The following is an 18,565-nucleotide window of genomic DNA, read 5'->3' on the forward strand; positions in this document are numbered from 1 at the left end:
CAGAACCGCAAGATCCTGTTCGCCGATGGCGGTATCCTTCTGCCCGTTCAACTGTCGTTTAAATGAGGCAAATGCGTGACCCGTCTCTTCCGGTCCCCCTGTTACATGCCGATCGCGGCGATATCCAGCACTTCTTTAACTTTTTCTTGAGCTGACCCAAGATTTCCCGCCGTTGCATGGGTCATGCAATGTCCGTGTGCTACATATCTGCCAGAATCATGACGATAAACCGGTCAGGTCCACATATCGGACTGACCGTTGAGACAGGATAGTGACATGCGCAACCTTGCGGCCTTCATCCCCGCATTGTTCCTTCTGGGATCATCCCTGCTTCCCGCCGGAACCGCCCTGGCACAGCCGCTTCACGGCATTTCCATGCATGGCACGCCTGCCATGCCGGCAGATTTCCGCCACTTCCCTTACGTCAATCCGGACGTGAAGAAAGGCGGCCGAATCTCTTACGGCGTCGTCGGCACCTTCGACAGCCTCAATCCCTTCGTTCTCAAGGGAATGCGCACGACCGCACGGGGGGTCTGGGACCCGGAATTCGGCAATCTTCTCTACGAACCGCTGATGCTGCGCTCCAGCGACGAGCCTTTCAGCCTTTACGGCCTGCTCGCCGAAACCGCAGAGTGGGATGAGGAGCGCAGCTTCGTCCAGTTCAACCTCAACCCGAAGGCAAAATGGTCCGACGGCGAGCCGGTGACCGCAGATGACGTGATCTTCACCTTTAGTCTCCTGAAGGAAAAAGGCCGCCCGCCCTTCAACACCCGTCTGGACGGTGTGGCGAAGCTGGAAAAGATCGGCGATCGCAGCGTGCGTTTCACCTTCAATGACAAGGCGAACCGCGAAACGCCGCTCATTCTCGCCTCCTCCACCCCGATCCTGCCGAAACATGCGATCGATCCGGAAAAATTCGAGCAGGCGGGCCTCGGCCCGGTCGTTGGCTCGGGTCCATACCGAATCAAAACCCTGCGGCCGGGCGAACGAATCATCTGGGAGCGGAACCCGGACTATTGGGGCAAGGATATTCCCGGCAAGGTCGGCTTCGACAATTACGACGAGATCAGCGTCACCTATTTCCTTCAGGTCACCACCATGTTCGAGGCCTTCAAGAAGGGTGATATCGACATTTATCCTGAAGGCGACGCCATCAACGGTACTTCCGATACCTCCCACTGGGGACAGGCTTACAATTTTCCGGCCGTCCATCGCGGCGATATCGTCAAGGACGTCTTCCAGCCGCGTCTGCCCACCGGCATGTTCGGCCTCGTTTTCAACACCCGCCGCGCCGTCTTCGCCGACGAAAAGGTGCGCGAGGGCCTGTCCTATGCGCTCGATTTCGAATGGATGAACAAGAACATCCTCGGAGGCTCCTTCAAGCGCACGCAGAGTTACTGGCAGAACTCCCCGCTCGGCGCTTATGGTAATGCCGCCGACGAGCGCGAGCTTGCCCTGCTTGGCGACGCGGCGAAAACCATGCCGCCGGAACTGCTGGCGGGAACCTATGCCATGCCGACCACCGATAGCACCGGCGCGGACCGCAAAGTTCTGAAAATGGCCGTCGACAAGCTGAAAGAGGCTGGCTACAGCATCAAGAACGGCAGGATGTCCGACGCCAACGGCCGTCAGCTTGCCTTCGAAATCATGACCCAGAACCCGGCGCAGGAGCGCATCGCGCTTGCCTATCAGCGTTCGCTCAACCTGATCGGCGTCGCCATGGGCATCCGCTCGGTCGATGACGGGCAATATCAGGCCCGCTCGAACAGCTTCGACTATGACATGATCATCCGCTCCCTGCCCTCCTCGCTCTCACCGGGTATGGAACAGCTCAACCGCTGGAGTTCGCTCTCGCGGGATGCGCAGGGCAGCTTCAACTATGCCGGTGCCGCAAATCCCGATATAGACCGCATGATCGAGGCCCTGCTGCAGGCAAGGTCGACGGAGGATTTTCAGGCGGCCGTGCGCGGTTACGACCGCCTTCTCGTTGCCGGCCACTATGTCATTCCGCTCTATTATATCGGCGCGCAGTGGGTGGCCCGCTGGAAATATATCGACCGCCCGGATATGACGCCGATATCCGGCAATCAGAAACAGACCTGGTGGGATGCGCGGGCGCAATAAACCGCACCACCCATCCCCGGCAGAGAAAAAGGGAAGATAAAACCATGGAACGCATCGTTATCGACGTCGTATCGGATATGGTCTGCCCGTGGTGTTATCTCGGCAAGGCAAGGCTCGATCTCGCCATTGCCGAGGTGCAGGACGAAATCAGCGTCGACGTGAACTGGCGTCCTTACCGCCTCAACCCGGATTATCCGCCAGAAGGCGTCGACCAGAAAGCCGCTCTCGAGGAAAAGCTCGGCAAGGAACGCCTCGAACAGGCGCATGCCACGCTGGTGCAGCTCGGCAGGGAAGTCGGCATCAATTACGATTTCGATGCGATCAAGATCGGCCCGAACACGCTCGATGCCCATCGGCTGTCGCTCTGGGCGCATTCCGAAGGCCGCGACGTCCAGGAAAAGGTCGTCACCGCCCTGTTCAAGGCCAATTTCGAGGAAGGGCGCAACATCGGCGATCACGCGGTGCTGACCGATGTGGCCGAAAAATCCGGCATGGACGCCAAGGTCGTGGCCCGGCTTCTCGCCTCGGACGCCGACAAGGACACCGTCATCGCCGAAATCGATGCGGCGCAGCAAATGGGCGTCGCCGGCGTGCCCTTCTTCATCATCGACCAGAAATACGCCATAAGCGGTGCACAAACGCCGGATGTATTGATTGCTGCACTGCGGGATATTGCAAAAATCAAGGCGGACGAGCATAGATCGATGAACTGACGGTCAAACCACCGGCGGTTTTCATCAACTCGATTTTTCGCCGGTGTTTCCGTGTCCGACCAGACCCTGAAAGGCATTCTGCTCGCCTTTGCCGCCTTCGCTGCCTACGCCTGGAGCGATGCAAGCGTTAAACTCATAGAAGGCCAGATTTCGCCGATCGAATCGGCCTTCTTCGGCGCCCTTTTCGGCCTCGTCGCCCTTCCCTTCATCCGCAAGCGCAATGATCGCTGGGTGGACGTGGTGAAGACGACGAACCGCCCCTTGTGGATCATCCGCTTTTTTGCAGCCGGCACCGGCGCAGTGGGCAGCGTGACCGCATTCACCCATCTTTCCATGGCGGAAGCCTTCGCGCTGATCTTCCTGCTCCCTTCCTTCGTCACCATCATGTCGGTGGTGTTCCTGAAGGAACAGGTGGGCATCAAGCGCTGGTCGGCCGTCATCATCGGTTTCCTCGGCGTGCTGGTCATCCTGCGTCCGGGCTTCCGCGAACTCGGCATCGGCCATCTCGGCGCGATCATCGGCGGCTTCAGCGGTGCGCTCAGCATTGTCATCTTCCGCGCCATGGGACCGTCGGAAAAGAACGTCTCGCTTTATGGTGCCGGTGTGCTCGGCTGTCTCACCATAAGCGGCATCGCCATGGTGCCGACTTTTGTCATGCCAGCCGGCGAGCAATGGCTGCTGCTGGCGGGATATGGCCTGCTCGGCGCGCTTGGCAACGTCCTGGTCATGTATGCCGCCCAATATGCGCCCGCCGCCATGATCGGACCGACGCAATATAGCCAGATGCTCTGGGCCATCCTGTTCGGTTACCTGATTTTCGGCGACCGTATCGACGGTTGGATGCTGGTCGGCATCGCCCTCATCGTCGGCTCCGGCCTGTTGACGCTGATCCGCGAGAAGCAGAGAAAGGTGCCGCTGCCCGCCTCGATCGCCGCCACCGACCAGAACGTGGCCGTCGGCATCACGCCGGAAGACGGGCGCTGAAGCCTAACGAATGCGAAGAACCGGCAACGCGTATTCGCGTCGCCGGCATGGCATTCGATCAATCACAAACCTTGACCCGATACATATCGCCCCAGGCGTTCTGCCTCCACGCCACGTGGCAGCGCGGGTAGGCCGGCTGGTAAACAACCGGCGGGCCATAGGCCGGCGCAGCATAAACGGGTGGACCGTAGGCGGGCGCGTAATATGCGGGGCCATAAGCGTAGCCGGGATGTCTTGCACCCGCAATCAGCGCTCCGCCAATGATCGTGCCGGCAAGGCCGGCGGCAAGGCCGCGGCCGAAATTATTGCGCGCTTCCGCCTGGCTGGTGGTGGCAATTGTGGTGCCCGCAATTGTCAAGGCAACCAGACCAGCGGTGGCAAACCTGTTAATGTTGGTCCACATCGTCCTGCTCCTTCATCACCCGGCGGCATCTACCGATCCGCCGCACCGGGTATGGGGCTTAGACTACGCCCGCGAAGGCTACCGGCGCATGTCCGTTTGGTTACATCGTGGTAATTTTTGCTGAGCCTTGCGGGTTGGAATTTTCGGGGATTGGCCATTTGTTAGCAAGCCGAGGGTGGGTGGGGCTTTACCCCCTCTGCCCTGCCGGGCATCTCCCCCTCGAGGGGGAGATCGACAGGACGATCTCTCGCCGCTTCATTCTCGACCGTTAAGATAGTCGAAACCCCGCCGCATATCGATCTCCCCCCTTGAGGGGGAGATGCCCGGCAGGGCAGAGGGGGGTAAACCCCACCCACCAACGCTCCCGTCAGGACCGCGCCAGCTCCGCCAGCTGTGTCATGACCATCGCCGCACCCGCCAGCCGCTTTTCCGGCGTCGGCAGATCGCGATTGAGGAACAGACTGTGATCAGGGCGGATTTTCGCCATCGATCCCTGCTTGCCGATGTAACCGACCAGCGCCGCCGGATTGGGGAATTCCTTGTTGCGGAACTGCACGACAACGCCCTTCGGCCCGGAATCCAGCTTCTCGACATTGGCAATGCGGCAGAGCGACTTGATGTAGACGATCTTGAGCAGATGCTGCACTTCTTTCGGCAACGGGCCGAAACGGTCGATCATTTCCGCACCGAAACCATCGATCTCGCTGATATCCGCAAGCTCGCCGAGACGGCGGTAAAGACCCATGCGCAGATGCAGATCCGGCACGTAGTCTTCCGGGATCATGACGGAGGTGCCAACCGAGATTTGCGGCGACCAGCCGCTATCCTGCACCTGCTCGTCACCCTTCACTTCTGCAACCGCCTCTTCCAGCATCTGCTGGTAAAGCTCGAAACCAACTTCCTTGATATGGCCGGACTGTTCCTCGCCGAGCAGGTTGCCCGCACCGCGAATATCGAGGTCGTGGCTCGCCAGCTGGAAGCCGGCACCGAGCGTATCGAGCGATTGCAGCACCTTCAGCCGCCGCTCCGCCATCGTCGTCAACACCTTGTTGACCGGCAGGGTGAAGAGCGCGAAGGCGCGCACCTTGGAGCGTCCGACACGGCCGCGCAGCTGGTAAAGTTGGGCAAGGCCGAACATATCGGCACGGTGCACGATCAGCGTATTGGCAGTCGGCACATCAAGGCCGGATTCGACGATGGTGGTCGACAGCAGCACATCATATTTGCCGTCATAAAAGGCATTCATGATGTCTTCGAGTTCGCCGGCCGGCATCTGGCCATGCGCCACCGCTACCTTCAGCTCCGGCACATCCGATTGCAGGAAAGCGTGAATATCGGCAAGATCGGCAAGGCGCGGGCAGACATAGAAACTCTGGCCGCCGCGATAATGTTCGCGCATCAGCGTTTCGCGGATCACCAGCGGATCGAAGGGCGAAATGAAGGTACGAACGGCCATACGGTCCACCGGCGGCGTGGTGATGAGCGACAACTCGCGCACGCCCGTCATGGCCAGCTGCAAGGTGCGCGGAATGGGCGTTGCAGAAAGCGTCAGCACATGCACGTCGCTCTTCAGCTCTTTCAGGCGCTCCTTGTGCTTGACGCCGAAATGCTGCTCTTCATCGATGATCAGCAGGCCGAGATTTGCGAAGCTGATGCCCGCGCCGAGCAGCGCATGGGTGCCGACGACGATATCCGTCTTTCCGTCAGCAACTTCCTTCTTGGTCAGCGCCAGTTCCTTGGAGCCGACGAGACGCGAAGCCTGCTGCACCCGGATCGGCAACCCACGGAAACGTTCCGAGAAGGTGCGGAAATGCTGGCGGGAAAGCAGCGTGGTCGGCACCACCACCGCCACCTGCACGCCGTTCATGGCGGCGAGAAAAGCGGCGCGGAGCGCCACTTCCGTCTTGCCGAAACCGACATCGCCACAGATGAGCCGATCCATCGGTCGGCCGGCGCCCAAATCCTCGCGGATCGACTCAATCGCGTTAAGCTGGTCTTCCGTCTCGTCATAGGGGAAACGGGCGGCGAATTCGTCGTAAAGCCCGTCGGGGGCTGTCAGCACCGGCGCATGGCGCACCAGGCGCGCGGCGGCAATGCGGATAAGCTCGTCTGCCATGTCCAGCAGGCGCTTCTTGAGCTTGGCCTTGCGCATCTGCCATGCGCCGCCGCCAAGCTTGTCCAGCTGCGCCTCCGCCGCATCCGAACCGTAACGGGACAGAAGATCGATGTTTTCAACGGGCAGGAACAGCTTGGCGTCATCGGCATAATGCAGTTCGAGACAGGCACGCGGCGCGCCCGCCGCCTCGATGGTGCGCAGGCCGACGAAGCGGCCGATACCATGTTCGGCATGGACGACCAGCGAGCCCTCATCCAGCCCCGCCACTTCGGAAATGAAATCCGCGCCGCGCTTGCGGCGCTTGGAGCGGCGCACCATGCGGTCGCCTAGAATATCCTGCTCGCCGATAACGGCCAGTGTTCCGGTTTCAAAACCCGCTTCGAGGCTCAGCACCGCCGAGGCGGCCTCACCCTTGCCGAGCTTCTCCACCTCTTTCAGCGAGGCGACCGGCTTGATCTTCTCAAGCCCATGCTCGTTCAGCACCTGCAGCAGCCGGTCGAGCGAACCTTCCGACCAGCCTGTTATCAGCACCTTCCAGCCCTTGGCGCGGCGCTCGGCGATGTGTTTTACCGCCAGATCGAAAACATTGATCCGCTCTTCGCTATTGCCTTCGGTCGGAGGGCGCGCCCAGCGCGGCCCGACATGCGCATCCAGCGTTGCGACGGGACGGCCTTCAGTATCGTGTTCGTTGAAGGGCGTCAGTCGCACGGCGTTGACGGCGGCAAGCGCCGCATCGAAGCTTTTGCCGTCAAGATAAAGCTGTCCCGGCGATACCGGCTTGTAGGGCGCGCCCTGCGTCGAGCCCTTGGTCTCGCCGGAAGCCCGCCGCGCCTCATAATAATCGAGCACCAGCTTGGAGCGTTCCTTCGCCGCTTCACGCGCCGTGTGGTCGGTGACGATGCGGAAGCCCTTCAGATAATCGAAGGCGGTTTCCAGCTGCTCGTAAAACAGCGGCAGCCAGTGCTCCATGCCGGCATAACGGCGGCCCTCGGAAACGGCCTGATAAAGCGCATCGTCACGCGTCGCCGCGCCGAACAGCGACAGGTAGTTCTTGCGGAACCGGCTGATCGTATCCGGCGTCAGCGTCACTTCGCTCATCGGGTTCAGATCAAGCGAGCGCGCCTGGCCGATGGTGCGCTGGCTGGCGGGATCGAAAGTGCGGATGCTCTCCAGCGTATCGCCGAAGAAATCGAGACGTACCGGCTCTTCCGTACCGGGAACAAAAACATCGAGAATACCGCCGCGCACGGCGAATTCACCCACCTCGCGCACCGTCGCCACCCGGTCAAAACCGTTGCGCTCCAGCCGCGCGGCAATCTCTTCCATGCGGATCTGGTTGCCGGGCTTGGCCGAAAAGCCGAGGTTCTCGATGACGTCACGCGGCGCCATCTTCTGCAGCATGGCGTTGACGGTGACGAGCACGATGGCCGGATGCGGTTTCTTCGCGTGACTGATAAGACCGGCAAGCGCCGCCAGCCGGCGCGCCGAGGTGTCCGCACTCGGTGACACACGGTCATAAGGCAGACAGTCCCAGGCCGGCAGCGTCATGACCGGAATGTCAGGCGCGACGAAACCGAGTATCTGTTCGAGATCGGCGACCCGCTGGCCATCCGACATCACATAAGCGACCGACGTGCCCGCCCGCGCCATATCGGCAAGCAACAGGGCTTCCATGCCGGAAGGCACGTTTCCGATGGTCAGCGGCGTATCGGCCGACGACACCAGCTTTGCATCGAATCCGGCTATCATATTCTCACGCTTTCAGGGTGTCAGTGGTGACGAGATCGAAATCGGGACGGTAGGAGGCGATCTTCTCGAACAGCGGGGTCTGAAATTTTTCCGGTATGGCAAGGGCGCCGGTCACCATCTTGACGAGGTCGTTATCCTCTTCCGCCATGATGACTTCCAACTCGTCGAGCTGCTCATCGGAAAGCCCGGCAATATTGTCTTCCGCGAATTGCCCGAGCACCAGATCCATCTCGCGAATGCCCCGATGCCAGCAGCGGTAAAGAATCCGCCGGCGTCTCGGATCGAGGTCGGCACTCGTGCGCACCAGTCCAGTCATCGCATTCACCTTTCGGTTGATTAATCAACAAATTGTTGACTGCGACCTCCTATAGAACAGGAGGCGAACGCTTGGGAACCGGTTTTTATCGAAATAATGCCACGGCGGTGAAAATCTGCCGGTGATAACCCGCCTTTGTGGCCAGCGAAGTCTTGCATAAGCCGCCCCCTTCCCCGATTTTGCTGACCCATGCGCCCGGCCATTCTCGATCCGCTGTTTGCCTCCGTCTCCACCCTTGCCGGTGTGGGGCCGAAACTTGCCGATCTTCTGGCTAAGCTCCTCAGTCGGGAAAGTGCCGACGACACCCGCGTCATCGATCTCCTCTTCCACGCGCCATCCAACGTCATCGACCGCCGCAACCGCCCCGGCATTGCGCTGGCAAGCCCCGGCGCCATTGTCACCATTCAGGGATGCGTCGACCGTCACCAGCCGCCACCGCCGGGAAACCGCAACGCGCCCTATCGCGTTTTTCTGCATGACGAAACCGGCGAACTGGCGCTGACCTTTTTCCGCGCCAAGGGCGACTGGCTGTCCAAGGCCCTGCCCGTTGATGAAGAGGTTCTCGTCAGCGGCAAGGTGGACTGGTTCAACGGCCGCGCTTCCATGGTGCATCCGGATTTCATGGTGAAGCTTTCCGAGGCGGAAAACCTGCCTTTGGTGGAAGCGGTCTATCCCATGACCGCCGGTCTATCGCCCAAGGTGCTGCGCCGCGCCATTGAAGGCGGGCTGTCGAAACTGCCGGTCTTTCCGGAATGGATCGATGAAACGCTGAAGACCCGGCAGGGCTTCGGCGATGTCGACTCAAGCTTCCGCGAGCTGCATGATCCGCGCGACAGCGCCGATATCGAGCCGCAGGCACCGGCGCGCAGGCGGCTTGCCTATGACGAATTTCTGGCCGGACAATTGTCACTGGCGCTGGTGCGCCAGCGACTGCGCAAGGTGGCGGGCCAGCCGATCCGCGCCAGGGGTGATGTCGCCGCAAAAATCCTGTCGCAACTGCCCTTCTCGCTGACGGCGAGCCAGAGCGCTGCGGTGAAAGATATCCTGACCGACATGGCCGGCGAAGACCGCATGTTACGCCTGCTGCAGGGCGATGTCGGCGCCGGCAAGACGCTGGTGGCGCTGATGGCGATGGCAACGGCCGTGGAAGCCGGCGGACAGGCGGTGCTGATGGCGCCGACCGAAATCCTTGCCCGGCAGCACTACGCCACCATATCCAAACTCGCTCAGGTAGCCGGCATCACCGTCGAAGTGCTGACCGGCCGCACCAAGGGCAAGGAGCGCCGCGAGATCGAGGAGCGCATCGCTTCCGGCGAAGCGCAGATCGTCATCGGCACGCATGCGCTGTTTCAGGACAGCGTGAGTTACAGGAACCTCGTGCTGGCAGTAGTGGACGAACAGCATCGCTTCGGCGTGCACCAGCGCCTGCGCCTCACTGCCAAGGGCATCACGCCGCATATGCTGGTCATGACCGCCACGCCCATTCCGCGCACGCTGGTTCTGGCCGCCTTCGGAGACATGGATGTCTCCAAGCTCACCGAAAAGCCCGCCGGCCGCAAACCCATCCAGACAGTGACGATCCCCACCGAACGGATCGGCGACATTGTCGAGCGACTGCGTTCAGCGCTGAAGGATGGCAAGAAGGCCTACTGGATTTGCCCGCTGGTGGAGGAAACGGAAGAGTCCGACCTGATGTCGGCGGAGGAGCGGCACGCGGTTCTCTCGCAAATGCTCGGCGCCAATATCGGCCTCATCCACGGACGCATGAGCGGCCCGGAGAAGGACGCCGCCATGCTCGCCTTCAAGAACGGCGAAACCCGACTGCTGGTGGCGACGACCGTGGTGGAAGTGGGCGTCGACGTGCCGGATGCGACGATCATGGTCATCGAACACGCCGAGCGTTTCGGCCTCGCCCAGCTGCATCAGCTGCGCGGCCGTGTGGGGCGCGGCGACGAGGCCTCCACCTGCATCCTGCTCTATAAAGGCCCGCTCAGCGAAAACGGTCGTGCCCGGCTCTCCATCCTGCGCGACAGTGAAGATGGCTTCCTGATCGCCGAGGAGGATTTGAAGCTGCGCGGTGAAGGCGAGCTGCTCGGCACCCGCCAGTCCGGCACGCCGGGTTTCCGCATCGCCAGCCTCGAGGCCCATGCCGATCTTCTGGAAATCGCCCGCAAGGACGCAGCTTACGTGATCGAGCGCGACCCCGAACTGACAGGCCCGCGCGGCAATGCGCTACGCACCCTGCTCTATTTGCACCGCCGCGACGAAGCGATCCGCTTCCTGCACGCCGGCTGAAAGTGAACGCCCATGAACATGATCGACCCGCGCCGCCCGCCACCCGCCTTCCGCAAGGGCTACGCGCTCTGTTCGCCGCAGAATATCCTGCAGCCCGAGACATTTGCGAAAAGCGAAAAAAAGGCGATCGGCAAGGCGTTCAAAAAGCCCGGCCGCAAGAAGGCGTGGAGCCAGGCACTGGAAGAAGGCTGGAGCGTGCGGCTGGTCTATATGCGGCTTTTCGTTCCCGTATTCCACGCCACGACCACCGGTACGGAAGTGGATAATCTGGATGACGACGACTGACCATGAAGTCCGGAGACTGTTGGGCTAAAGCGCCGAAGGCCACCGCTGCGATGTGTGGATGATCGTCAAAATTTCGATATCCTCGTCCACACGATAGGCAATGATGTAGGAAATGTCGGGAAGCACGGCTTCCCGTGTTCCTCTGATGCGTCCGACCCGCCCCATGGCTGGCTGTTCCACCAACATATCAACCGCTGAAACAATGCGGGAAATTACCCGGGCCGCAGCCGCTGGATTATCCTTTTCAATATGCGCACCAATTTCATCGAGCCGTCGCAGCGCCCGTAAGGTCCAACGAATTCGCCGGTCACTCATGACGGCCGGGCGGATTTTACATATTTCCCGACAATGTTTGCGAGATCCTCAGCTGTCCCGAACTCGCCGCGATCGGCTTCCGCCACACCCGCCTCGATCTCGGCAAGCTGCCACTCCTCGCGGGCGATAAAGTCCTCAATCGCCCGCGCCGCCATGTAGGATCGCGACCGGTCAAGTTTTTCCGCCAATTGGTCGAGTTTGTCGGCAACCTCATCAGGCAGACGCACAGTAAATGCAGTCATAATCGCAACCCTTGTTGGTTCACTGTGATTATTGGTGAACCACATTGGTTCGTCAACCGTATGGCTTTACCTCGCTCCGTGAGAATGGAGGAAGGAATCTAGCGCCTTGCGAATGCGTTCAAACCGGCGCAATCATCTTCGGCGGCTTGAAATCCGGGGCCACCAGACCGCCGGATATCAGCAGTTTCGCCGCATCTTCCGGCGTCATATCCAGCATCACGATCTTGTCTTTCGGCACGAACAGCAGAAAACCGGCTGTCGGCACCGGTGTCGGCGGCAGGAAGACGGCGACCATCTGCTGCCCCATTTCATTGAAACGATGGGCAAGCTCGCCCTTGGCCTCGGAGGCAACGAACACCATCGCCCAGGTGCCGGATGACGGAAACTCGATCAGGCCGACCTTCTTGAAGGAGTTCGAATGCTCTTTCAGAACGGATTCGAACAGCTGCTTGATGCTCTTGTAGATCGGCCGCACCAGCGGCATGCGGTTGAGGACGGATTCGCCGACACCGAAAATCCATTTGCCGATGAGGTTATTGCCGAGAAAGCCGATGAGCGTGATACCGATAACGGCGATCAGCAGGCCGAAACCGGGAATAGCCACATCGAAATATTGCTCGGGATCGTAACGGGCCGGAATATAGGGCTTCACCCAGCTATCGGCCCATTGCAGGAAGCTCCACACCAGCCACATGGTGATGGTGACGGGCGCGAGGATCAGAACGCCCGTGAGGAAACTATTGCGCAGCCGGGCTGCGAATGAAATTTTAACTGGAATATCGGTCATTTACCGTTCGGAATTAAGCGTTGTCGCCATCGAAACCCGGATGAAAACCGACAATGCCGGATGGAGTTCCACCATGCAAGCGAAGAACTGTGAAATATTCGTCAGGAATCCCTTCCGCCTTGGCCCCTTCGACATGGCGAAAACCGAAGCGGCCATAATAGTCCGGATCGCCCGCGACAACCGCGCCGGAAGCATTCAGACGCTCCAGAACGGCAAGCCCGTCCCTCACCAGCCTGGAGCCAACGCCCTGCCCCTGCCGTTCCGGTGTCACGGAAAGCGGCGCGAGGCAGAACCAGCCGGTCTCGCCGCTGGTGAGCGTCACAGGCGAAAAACCGACATGGCCGATGATGCCTTCGCTATCCTCGGCAACCAGTGAAACGGTGAGCGCGCCTGCCCTGCGCAACCGCTCGACGATCAGATGTTCCGTCTTGTCGCTATAATCGACGTTACGGAAAGCATCTTCCGTAACGCGAGCGATCGCCTCTTCATCGCCCTGACGCTCCGGCCGGATGATCATTCCACCGTTACCGATTTCGCCAGATTGCGCGGCTGGTCCACATCCGTGCCCATGAAGACGGCAGTGTGATAGGCGAGCAGCTGGATCGGCAGCGAGAAGACCATCGGCGCAATAAGCTCATCGACATTGGGCAGCGTGATCGTCGCCATGGTGTCGAGCTTGGAGGCGGCAGCCCCCTTCTCATCGGTGATGAAGATGATGCGGCCGCCGCGCGCGGCGACCTCCTGCATGTTCGACACGGTCTTTTCGAAGAAACGATCATGCGGCGCGATGACGATGACCGGCATGTTCTCGTCGATCAGCGCGATAGGCCCATGCTTCAGCTCGCCGGCGGCATAACCCTCGGCGTGGATATAGGAGATTTCCTTGAGCTTCAGCGCGCCTTCCAGCGCCAGCGGGAAGCTGGTGCCACGGCCGAGATAAAGCACGTCCTTGAACCTCGACAGATCGCGTGACAGCGCTTCAATCTGCGGCTGGATGCTGTTGAGAACCTTGCTCATGATGCGCGGCATCTCGGTGAGATGGCGAACCAGTTCGGTTTCCTGCTGGGGCGTGACCGTACCGCGCGCTTTTCCGGCGGCAACGGCAAGCGAAGCGAGCACGGCAAGCTGGCAGGTGAAGGCCTTGGTGGAGGCGACGCCGATTTCCGGACCGGCGAGGATCGGGAAGATCGCATCGGATTCGCGCGCCATGGTGGATTCACGCGTGTTGACCACCGCGCCGATCTTCAGCCCTTCCTGCTGGCAATAACGCAGGGCCGCCAGCGTATCGGCGGTTTCGCCCGATTGCGAAATGAACAGCGCAGCCTGCGTGGGAACGAGCGGGATTTCGCGGTAACGGAATTCCGAGGCGACATCGATTTCCACCGGCAGACGGGCATAACGCTCGAACCAGTATTTGCCGATCAGGCCGGACAGATAGGCCGTGCCGCAGGCGGAAATGGCAAGGCCGGAAAGCTTGGCGAAATCGATGGCCGTGTCGGCCTGCTTCACGGTCTTGGAGGCAAAATCCACGTAATGGCTGAGCGCATGCGAAATGACTTCCGGCTGCTCATAGATTTCCTTTTCCATGAAGTGGCGATGGTTGCCCTTGTCGACCACATAGGCCGTCGCCTGCGAGATCTGACGGTCGCGCTTCACCGGCTTGCCGGAGAAATCGATGATCTCAGCACCCTGCCGGGTCACGATGGCGCAGTCGCCATCCACCAGATAGGTGATCTCGTTGGTGAAGGGCGACAGCGCGATGGCGTCGGAACCAAGGAACATTTCGCCCCGACCGTAACCAACGGCAAGCGGCGGGCCGGAGCGCGCCGAAAGCAGCGTGCCGGGATCGTCCTTGAACATCACCACCAGAGCATAGGCGCCCGTCACGCGGTTCAGCATCTTCAGCATCGCCTCGCGATGGCCAAGACCCTCGCGGGTATATTTCGCCAGAAGCTGCGCCACCACTTCGGTGTCGGTCTGGGTGGTGAAGGTCGCGCCCTCGGCGGTCAGCTCTTCACGTAGTTCGGCGAAGTTTTCGATGATGCCGTTATGGACGACGGCAACGCCATCGACGAAATGCGGATGGGCATTGGTTTCGTTGGGAACACCATGCGTCGCCCAACGTGTATGGGCGATGCCGACCACACCCGGCAGCGGCTTTTCCGAAACCAGCTTCTCGAGATTGAACAGCTTGCCTTCCGCCCGGCGACGGTCCATCGCGCCATTGTCGATGGTGGCGACACCAGCCGAATCGTAACCGCGATATTCGAGACGCTTCAGCGCATCGACAAGCCGTTCAGCAACGGGCTGGGTTCCGACAATTCCGACAATTCCGCACATATATTTCTCCAGCGGCGATCTCTTCGCCGAAACTACTAACCGTTCCCGAACAATCCGCAATTATGGCGCCGGTCACTTTCGGTATCGTTTGGTAACGTCCGTCAGGACGACTTTTTCTTCGCTTCCTTCAGCGCCTTCGCCCGCTCGCGCACCACCGTCGCGCGACCGGGTTTCACCTCCTGGCGTGCGCGCCCGAACGCTAGCGCATCTTCAGGCACGTCATCGGTAATGACGCTGCCGGAGGCGATATAGGCCCCCTCTCCAATGGTGACAGGAGCGACCAGCGACGAGTTCGAACCAATAAAACTGTTTGCACCGATCCGCGTTTCGGCCTTGTTGTAGCCGTCGTAATTGCAGGTGATGGTGCCCGCACCGATATTGCTGCCCGCGCCGATGAATGCATCGCCGATATAGGTCAGATGGTTGACCTTGGCGCCCTCACCGATCTCCGCCTTCTTGACCTCGCAGAAATTGCCCACCTTGGCATTGGCATGCAGGTTCGCACCCGGACGCAGCCGCGCATAGGGGCCGACGGCCGCACCTTCGGCGACATGCGCCCCTTCCAGATGCGAAAACGCATGGATGACGGCGCCCGGCTCGATGGTGACGCCGGGACCGATGACGACATTCGGTTCGATCAAAACGTCCTGGCCGATCTTGGTGTCATAGGAGAGGAAGACGGTTTCGGGCGCAATCATCGAAACGCCATCCACCATCAGTTCGTGGCGGCGGCGCTCCTGCCAGAGCTTCTCGATAAAGGCCAGTTCGGCGCGGTTGTTGCAGCCGACCAGTTCCGTTTCGGGCGCATCGATCGCGACGGCGCGGCGGCCGAGGGAACGGGCGATCTCGACCACATCGGTCAGATAATATTCGCCTTTCACATTGCTGTTGCCGATCCGGTCGAGCAGGTCCAGCGCGTTGCGGCCGCTGATGGCCATCAATCCGCTATTGCACCAGGTGACCTTACGCTCCGCATCGGTCGCGTCCTTCTCCTCGCGGATAGCGACAAGTTCGCCATCCTTGACCAGAAGCCGGCCGTAACCGGTCGGGCGGTCGGTATGGAAACCGATGACAGCGACATCGGCGCCGGCGGCAATCGCCTCACGCGCCCGGTCGAGCGTTGCGGAAGTGATGAGCGGTACATCGCCATAGGCAACGATGAGATCGTCGAAACCGCGCTCGATGGCTGCGCGTGCGGCAAGAACCGCATGGCCGGTGCCCTTGCGTTCCGTCTGCAGGAAAGCTTCGACCTGAAGACCCTTCATGTTTGCGGCAGCAGCGACATTGTCGGCATCGCGCCCGACCACCAGCGCCACCGTGCCGACGCCAGATCCAGCCACCGCCTCAACCACATGGCTGATCATCGGACGCCCGGCGACCGGATGCAGCACCTTGGATTTCGACGATTTCATGCGCGTGCTGTCGCCCGCTGCGAGAATAACGGCTAGAGAGCTGCGCTCCATAAGACCTCCAACACCCTGTCACCGGCCGCAGGGCGGCCAGGACGGCGGCATATGTTTGACTTCACGCCGTCCGGCAAAACGAACGGGCGCATCGGTAATTTCATTCCGGAATTGCTATAACGGCGGCCCACTTAAGAAACCATGCAAATCTGCACCAAATTTCCGCACCGATTTTCATCAAACGTGATTGGAACGGGATCGCATCCCGCTCCCGCGGTGTGATTTATCGCCGGGGGTTGCGGGCAGTGAATTTCAGCACCTGCTGGCGGCCGTTTTCGATCAGCCTTTCCATCTCGCGGCGTGCTGCGGCCTCATCGCGCAGGCGAAATGCCTCCACGAGCCGCAGGTGGGAGGCAGAGACGTCGGAAATCTCATTGGGATCGGTTTCCGGGTTGCTCATCCGGAAAATACCCACCAGAGCCGCCTTTATCAGCGAACCGACGGTGCGCATGAACGGATTGCCGGACATTTCGGTAATGAGCACATGGAAATTCATATCCGCAAGCGCGCGCTTTTCCTTGGAATAGGCCGTATTGCCCATCTCGTTGGCATAAGCGGCGAGCTTGGCGATATCGGCATCCTTTGCCCTGATGGCGGCAAGCCCTGCGCCATAGGGCTCGAAGGCCTGACGGATATCGTAAAGATGCAGCAGAAACTCGTCGCTGACGCCCGCCTCGAAATGCCAGAGCAGCACTTCGCTGTCGAACATGTTCCAGCTTTCGCGCTCCGTCACCCGGGTGCCGATACGCGCCTTGGGGGAAATCATGCCCTTGGCGGTCAGCGTCTTCATCGCTTCGCGCAGCACTGTGCGTGATACTTTCAGCCGCTCCATCAGCTCGGCATCGCCCGGCAGGATATCACCCGTCTTGAAGGTGCCGGACACGATATCGAGACCGAGCTTGTGAACGACCTGTGCATGATTTGTCTGCAGCTTTCGAAAACCGATAGCCGCATCGAGCATTCCGCGCTGCAAGTGCCATGTCCTTCCGTTCGGTTGGCGATCTTAAAAAATCGCGCCAGACGTGTATATCTCAAGTCAGAATATAGTGAAAAACATCAAGTCGCCTGAAAAGCAAAGGCAAACTTCGTCCACGGCGTAAAACATATGAAAATAACAAAGGCCGCACATGAATTTCATGCGCGGCCTCAATTGTGACAACAGGCGTCAAATCTCTCCTCCGTCATGCCGGACTAGATCCGGCATCCAGCCACGGCGCGTCTGCGCCGTGAGAAATGAGTCTTTCGCGATCAAGGACTTGATCGCACTGGACCCCGGATCAAGTCCGGGGTGACGAAGTGCGGATGCGACGCAAACTGCAAGCCAAAAGTGCCAGCAAATCCCGTTATTGCGGCAGCTTGTCGTCCACGCCGGCGACGTAGAAGTTGAGGCCGAGCAGAACGCCGTCCTCAGCCTTTTCACCCGCCTTCAGCCATTCCGAGCCGTCCTGCTTCTTCACCGGGCCAGTGAAGGGGTGCAGCTCGCCCGACTTGATCTTGGCTTCGGTATCCTCGGCCATCTTCTTCACGTCGTCAGGCATGTTGGTATAGGGCGCCATGGTCAGGATGCCGTCCTTCAGGCCGTCCCAGACGGATTCGGACTTCCAGGTGCCATCGAGAAGAGCCTGCGTGCGCTTGATGTAATAGGCGCCCCAGGTGTCCTTGATGGCGGTAAGCTGCGTCTTCGGACCGGCCGCGATCATGTCGGAAGCCTGACCGAAGGCCTTGATGCCGCGTTCTGCGGCAACCTGCATCGGCGCGGTGGTGTCGGTGTGCTGGGTCAGAATGTCGACGCCCTGGTCAATCAGCGCCTTGGCGGCATCGGCTTCCTTGCCGGGGTCGAACCAGGTGTTGGCCCAGACGACCTTCACCTTGAAGTCGGGATTGACGGACTGCGCACCGAGCACGAAGGCGTCGATGCCCATCACCACTTCCGGGATCGGGAAGGAGGCGATGTAGCCGGCGAGACCCTTCTGCGACATCTTCGCGGCGATCTGGCCCTGAATGTAGCGACCTTCATAGAAGCGCGAATTGTAGGTCGCGACGTTTTCGGCGGTCTTGAAGCCGGTGGCGTGTTCGAACTTCACCTTGGGGAACTTCTGGGCGACCTTCACGGTCGCATCCATGAAGCCGAAGGAGGTGGTGAACACCAGTTCGCAGCCCGAACGGGCCATGCGCTCGATGGCGCGTTCGGCATCCGGACCTTCCGGAACGCTTTCGAGGAACGGCGTTTCGATCTTGTCGCCGAAATGCGCCTGCAGTTCCTGACGGCCGATATCGTGCGCCTGCGTCCAGCCGCCATCGGTCTTTGAACCGACATAGATGAAGCAGACCTTCTTGGCGTCGGCGGCTTCCGCCGAGGAAACGACGCCGCCGAGAGCCGCAACCGAAGCGGCGAGTGCGATGACCAGTTTTTTCATTTTTACCCCTGTTGGT

16 protein-coding genes are annotated in these 18,565 nt (G+C 60.4%); 5 read left to right on the top strand and 11 right to left on the bottom strand.

The annotated features are described in order from the left end of the window. Positions 1-276: 276 nt before the first annotated feature. The 3 genes from RAC79_RS10905 to RAC79_RS10915 are packed head-to-tail and all read left to right on the top strand — an operon-like array spanning position 277 to position 3,821. Positions 277-2,124: an extracellular solute-binding protein gene (locus RAC79_RS10905; protein WP_174039292.1), complete on the top strand. Its 1,848-nt coding sequence runs from the start codon at positions 277-279 to the stop codon at positions 2,122-2,124. Between the two features lie 44 nt (positions 2,125-2,168). After that, positions 2,169-2,837, top strand: coding sequence for a DsbA family oxidoreductase (locus tag RAC79_RS10910; protein ID WP_003523423.1), 669 nt, complete (start codon positions 2,169-2,171; stop codon positions 2,835-2,837). Between the two features lie 51 nt (positions 2,838-2,888). Further along, positions 2,889-3,821, top strand: a complete 933-nt coding sequence (locus RAC79_RS10915) for a DMT family transporter (protein WP_174039293.1) — start codon at positions 2,889-2,891, stop codon at positions 3,819-3,821. A 58-nt stretch (positions 3,822-3,879) separates the two neighbouring features. On the opposite strand, the gene RAC79_RS10920 is transcribed toward RAC79_RS10915, so the two are convergent. The 3 genes from RAC79_RS10920 to RAC79_RS10930 form a co-directional block, all read right to left on the bottom strand. Further along, on the bottom strand, positions 3,880-4,224 hold the full coding sequence (locus tag RAC79_RS10920) for a hypothetical protein (protein WP_174039294.1): 345 nt from the start codon (positions 4,222-4,224) through the stop codon (positions 3,880-3,882). Between the two features lie 367 nt (positions 4,225-4,591). Continuing rightward, positions 4,592-8,089, bottom strand: coding sequence for a transcription-repair coupling factor (mfd, locus tag RAC79_RS10925; protein WP_374996998.1), 3,498 nt, complete (start codon positions 8,087-8,089; stop codon positions 4,592-4,594). Between the two features lie 4 nt (positions 8,090-8,093). Then, a complete protein-coding gene (locus RAC79_RS10930) occupies positions 8,094-8,405 on the bottom strand; it encodes a succinate dehydrogenase assembly factor 2 (protein ID WP_077982075.1) in 312 nt (103 codons plus the stop codon). 189 nt (positions 8,406-8,594) lie between these two features. On the opposite strand from RAC79_RS10930, the gene recG reads away from it, so the two are divergent. Next, positions 8,595-10,700 (top strand): ATP-dependent DNA helicase RecG, encoded by a 2,106-nt coding sequence (recG, locus tag RAC79_RS10935; protein ID WP_142845115.1) that lies wholly within the window; start codon positions 8,595-8,597, stop codon positions 10,698-10,700. A gap of 12 nt (positions 10,701-10,712) precedes the next feature. Then, positions 10,713-10,985 (top strand): hypothetical protein, encoded by a 273-nt coding sequence (locus tag RAC79_RS10940; RefSeq protein WP_078052681.1) that lies wholly within the window; start codon positions 10,713-10,715, stop codon positions 10,983-10,985. A 24-nt stretch (positions 10,986-11,009) separates the two neighbouring features. Here the strand turns inward: RAC79_RS10940 and RAC79_RS10945 are convergent, their stop codons facing one another. From RAC79_RS10945 to RAC79_RS10980, 8 genes are all read right to left on the bottom strand, one after another. Beyond that, a complete protein-coding gene (locus RAC79_RS10945) occupies positions 11,010-11,300 on the bottom strand; it encodes a type II toxin-antitoxin system mRNA interferase toxin, RelE/StbE family (RefSeq protein WP_065655168.1) in 291 nt (96 codons plus the stop codon). Then, positions 11,297-11,542, bottom strand: coding sequence for a CopG family ribbon-helix-helix protein (locus RAC79_RS10950; protein ID WP_065655213.1), 246 nt, complete (start codon positions 11,540-11,542; stop codon positions 11,297-11,299). Before RAC79_RS10950 ends, RAC79_RS10945 begins: the two co-directional genes overlap by 4 nt. Positions 11,543-11,660: 118 nt before the next feature. Then, complete coding sequence (locus RAC79_RS10955) at positions 11,661-12,329, bottom strand: DUF502 domain-containing protein (protein ID WP_142845114.1); 669 nt, start codon at positions 12,327-12,329, stop codon at positions 11,661-11,663. A 13-nt stretch (positions 12,330-12,342) separates the two neighbouring features. Further along, complete coding sequence (locus tag RAC79_RS10960) at positions 12,343-12,846, bottom strand: GNAT family N-acetyltransferase (RefSeq protein ID WP_142845113.1); 504 nt, start codon at positions 12,844-12,846, stop codon at positions 12,343-12,345. After that, positions 12,843-14,669 (bottom strand): glutamine--fructose-6-phosphate transaminase (isomerizing), encoded by a 1,827-nt coding sequence (gene glmS / locus RAC79_RS10965; RefSeq protein WP_174039295.1) that lies wholly within the window; start codon positions 14,667-14,669, stop codon positions 12,843-12,845. The genes RAC79_RS10960 and glmS overlap by 4 nt, the downstream gene beginning before the upstream one ends. 101 nt (positions 14,670-14,770) lie before the next feature. Next, a complete protein-coding gene (gene glmU, locus RAC79_RS10970) occupies positions 14,771-16,132 on the bottom strand; it encodes a bifunctional UDP-N-acetylglucosamine diphosphorylase/glucosamine-1-phosphate N-acetyltransferase GlmU (protein ID WP_142845111.1) in 1,362 nt (453 codons plus the stop codon). 223 nt (positions 16,133-16,355) lie between these two features. After that, on the bottom strand, positions 16,356-17,093 hold the full coding sequence (locus RAC79_RS10975; protein ID WP_142845166.1) for a FadR/GntR family transcriptional regulator: 738 nt from the start codon (positions 17,091-17,093) through the stop codon (positions 16,356-16,358). Positions 17,094-17,475: 382 nt separating this feature from the next. Then, positions 17,476-18,549 carry a BMP family ABC transporter substrate-binding protein gene (locus RAC79_RS10980; protein ID WP_003523439.1) on the bottom strand — a complete coding sequence of 358 codons (1,074 nt, stop codon included), beginning with the start codon at positions 18,547-18,549 and terminating at the stop codon, positions 17,476-17,478. Between the last annotated feature and the right edge of the window lie 16 nt (positions 18,550-18,565).

Source organism: Agrobacterium sp. LR_9 (genome assembly GCF_041954855.1).
Taxonomy (GTDB): Bacteria; Pseudomonadota; Alphaproteobacteria; order Rhizobiales; family Rhizobiaceae; genus Agrobacterium; species Agrobacterium leguminum.

Excerpts from the sequence above, each read along its gene's own strand:
- RAC79_RS10905 (WP_174039292.1), top strand. The coding sequence starts at position 277 with ATGCGCAACCTTGCGGCCTTCATCCCCGCATTGTTCCTTCTGGGATCA.
- RAC79_RS10910 (WP_003523423.1), top strand. The coding sequence starts at position 2,169 with ATGGAACGCATCGTTATCGACGTCGTATCGGATATGGTCTGCCCGTGG.
- RAC79_RS10920 (WP_174039294.1), bottom strand. The coding sequence starts at position 4,224 with ATGTGGACCAACATTAACAGGTTTGCCACCGCTGGTCTGGTTGCCTTG.
- mfd (WP_374996998.1), bottom strand. The coding sequence starts at position 8,089 with ATGATAGCCGGATTCGATGCAAAGCTGGTGTCGTCGGCCGATACGCCG.
- RAC79_RS10930 (WP_077982075.1), bottom strand. The coding sequence starts at position 8,405 with ATGACTGGACTGGTGCGCACGAGTGCCGACCTCGATCCGAGACGCCGG.
- recG (WP_142845115.1), top strand. The coding sequence starts at position 8,595 with ATGCGCCCGGCCATTCTCGATCCGCTGTTTGCCTCCGTCTCCACCCTT.
- RAC79_RS10940 (WP_078052681.1), top strand. The coding sequence starts at position 10,713 with ATGAACATGATCGACCCGCGCCGCCCGCCACCCGCCTTCCGCAAGGGC.
- RAC79_RS10945 (WP_065655168.1), bottom strand. The coding sequence starts at position 11,300 with ATGAGTGACCGGCGAATTCGTTGGACCTTACGGGCGCTGCGACGGCTC.
- RAC79_RS10950 (WP_065655213.1), bottom strand. The coding sequence starts at position 11,542 with ATGACTGCATTTACTGTGCGTCTGCCTGATGAGGTTGCCGACAAACTC.
- RAC79_RS10955 (WP_142845114.1), bottom strand. The coding sequence starts at position 12,329 with ATGACCGATATTCCAGTTAAAATTTCATTCGCAGCCCGGCTGCGCAAT.
- RAC79_RS10960 (WP_142845113.1), bottom strand. The coding sequence starts at position 12,846 with ATGATCATCCGGCCGGAGCGTCAGGGCGATGAAGAGGCGATCGCTCGC.
- glmS (WP_174039295.1), bottom strand. The coding sequence starts at position 14,669 with ATGTGCGGAATTGTCGGAATTGTCGGAACCCAGCCCGTTGCTGAACGG.
- glmU (WP_142845111.1), bottom strand. The coding sequence starts at position 16,132 with ATGGAGCGCAGCTCTCTAGCCGTTATTCTCGCAGCGGGCGACAGCACG.
- RAC79_RS10975 (WP_142845166.1), bottom strand. The coding sequence starts at position 17,093 with ATGCTCGATGCGGCTATCGGTTTTCGAAAGCTGCAGACAAATCATGCA.
- RAC79_RS10980 (WP_003523439.1), bottom strand. The coding sequence starts at position 18,549 with ATGAAAAAACTGGTCATCGCACTCGCCGCTTCGGTTGCGGCTCTCGGC.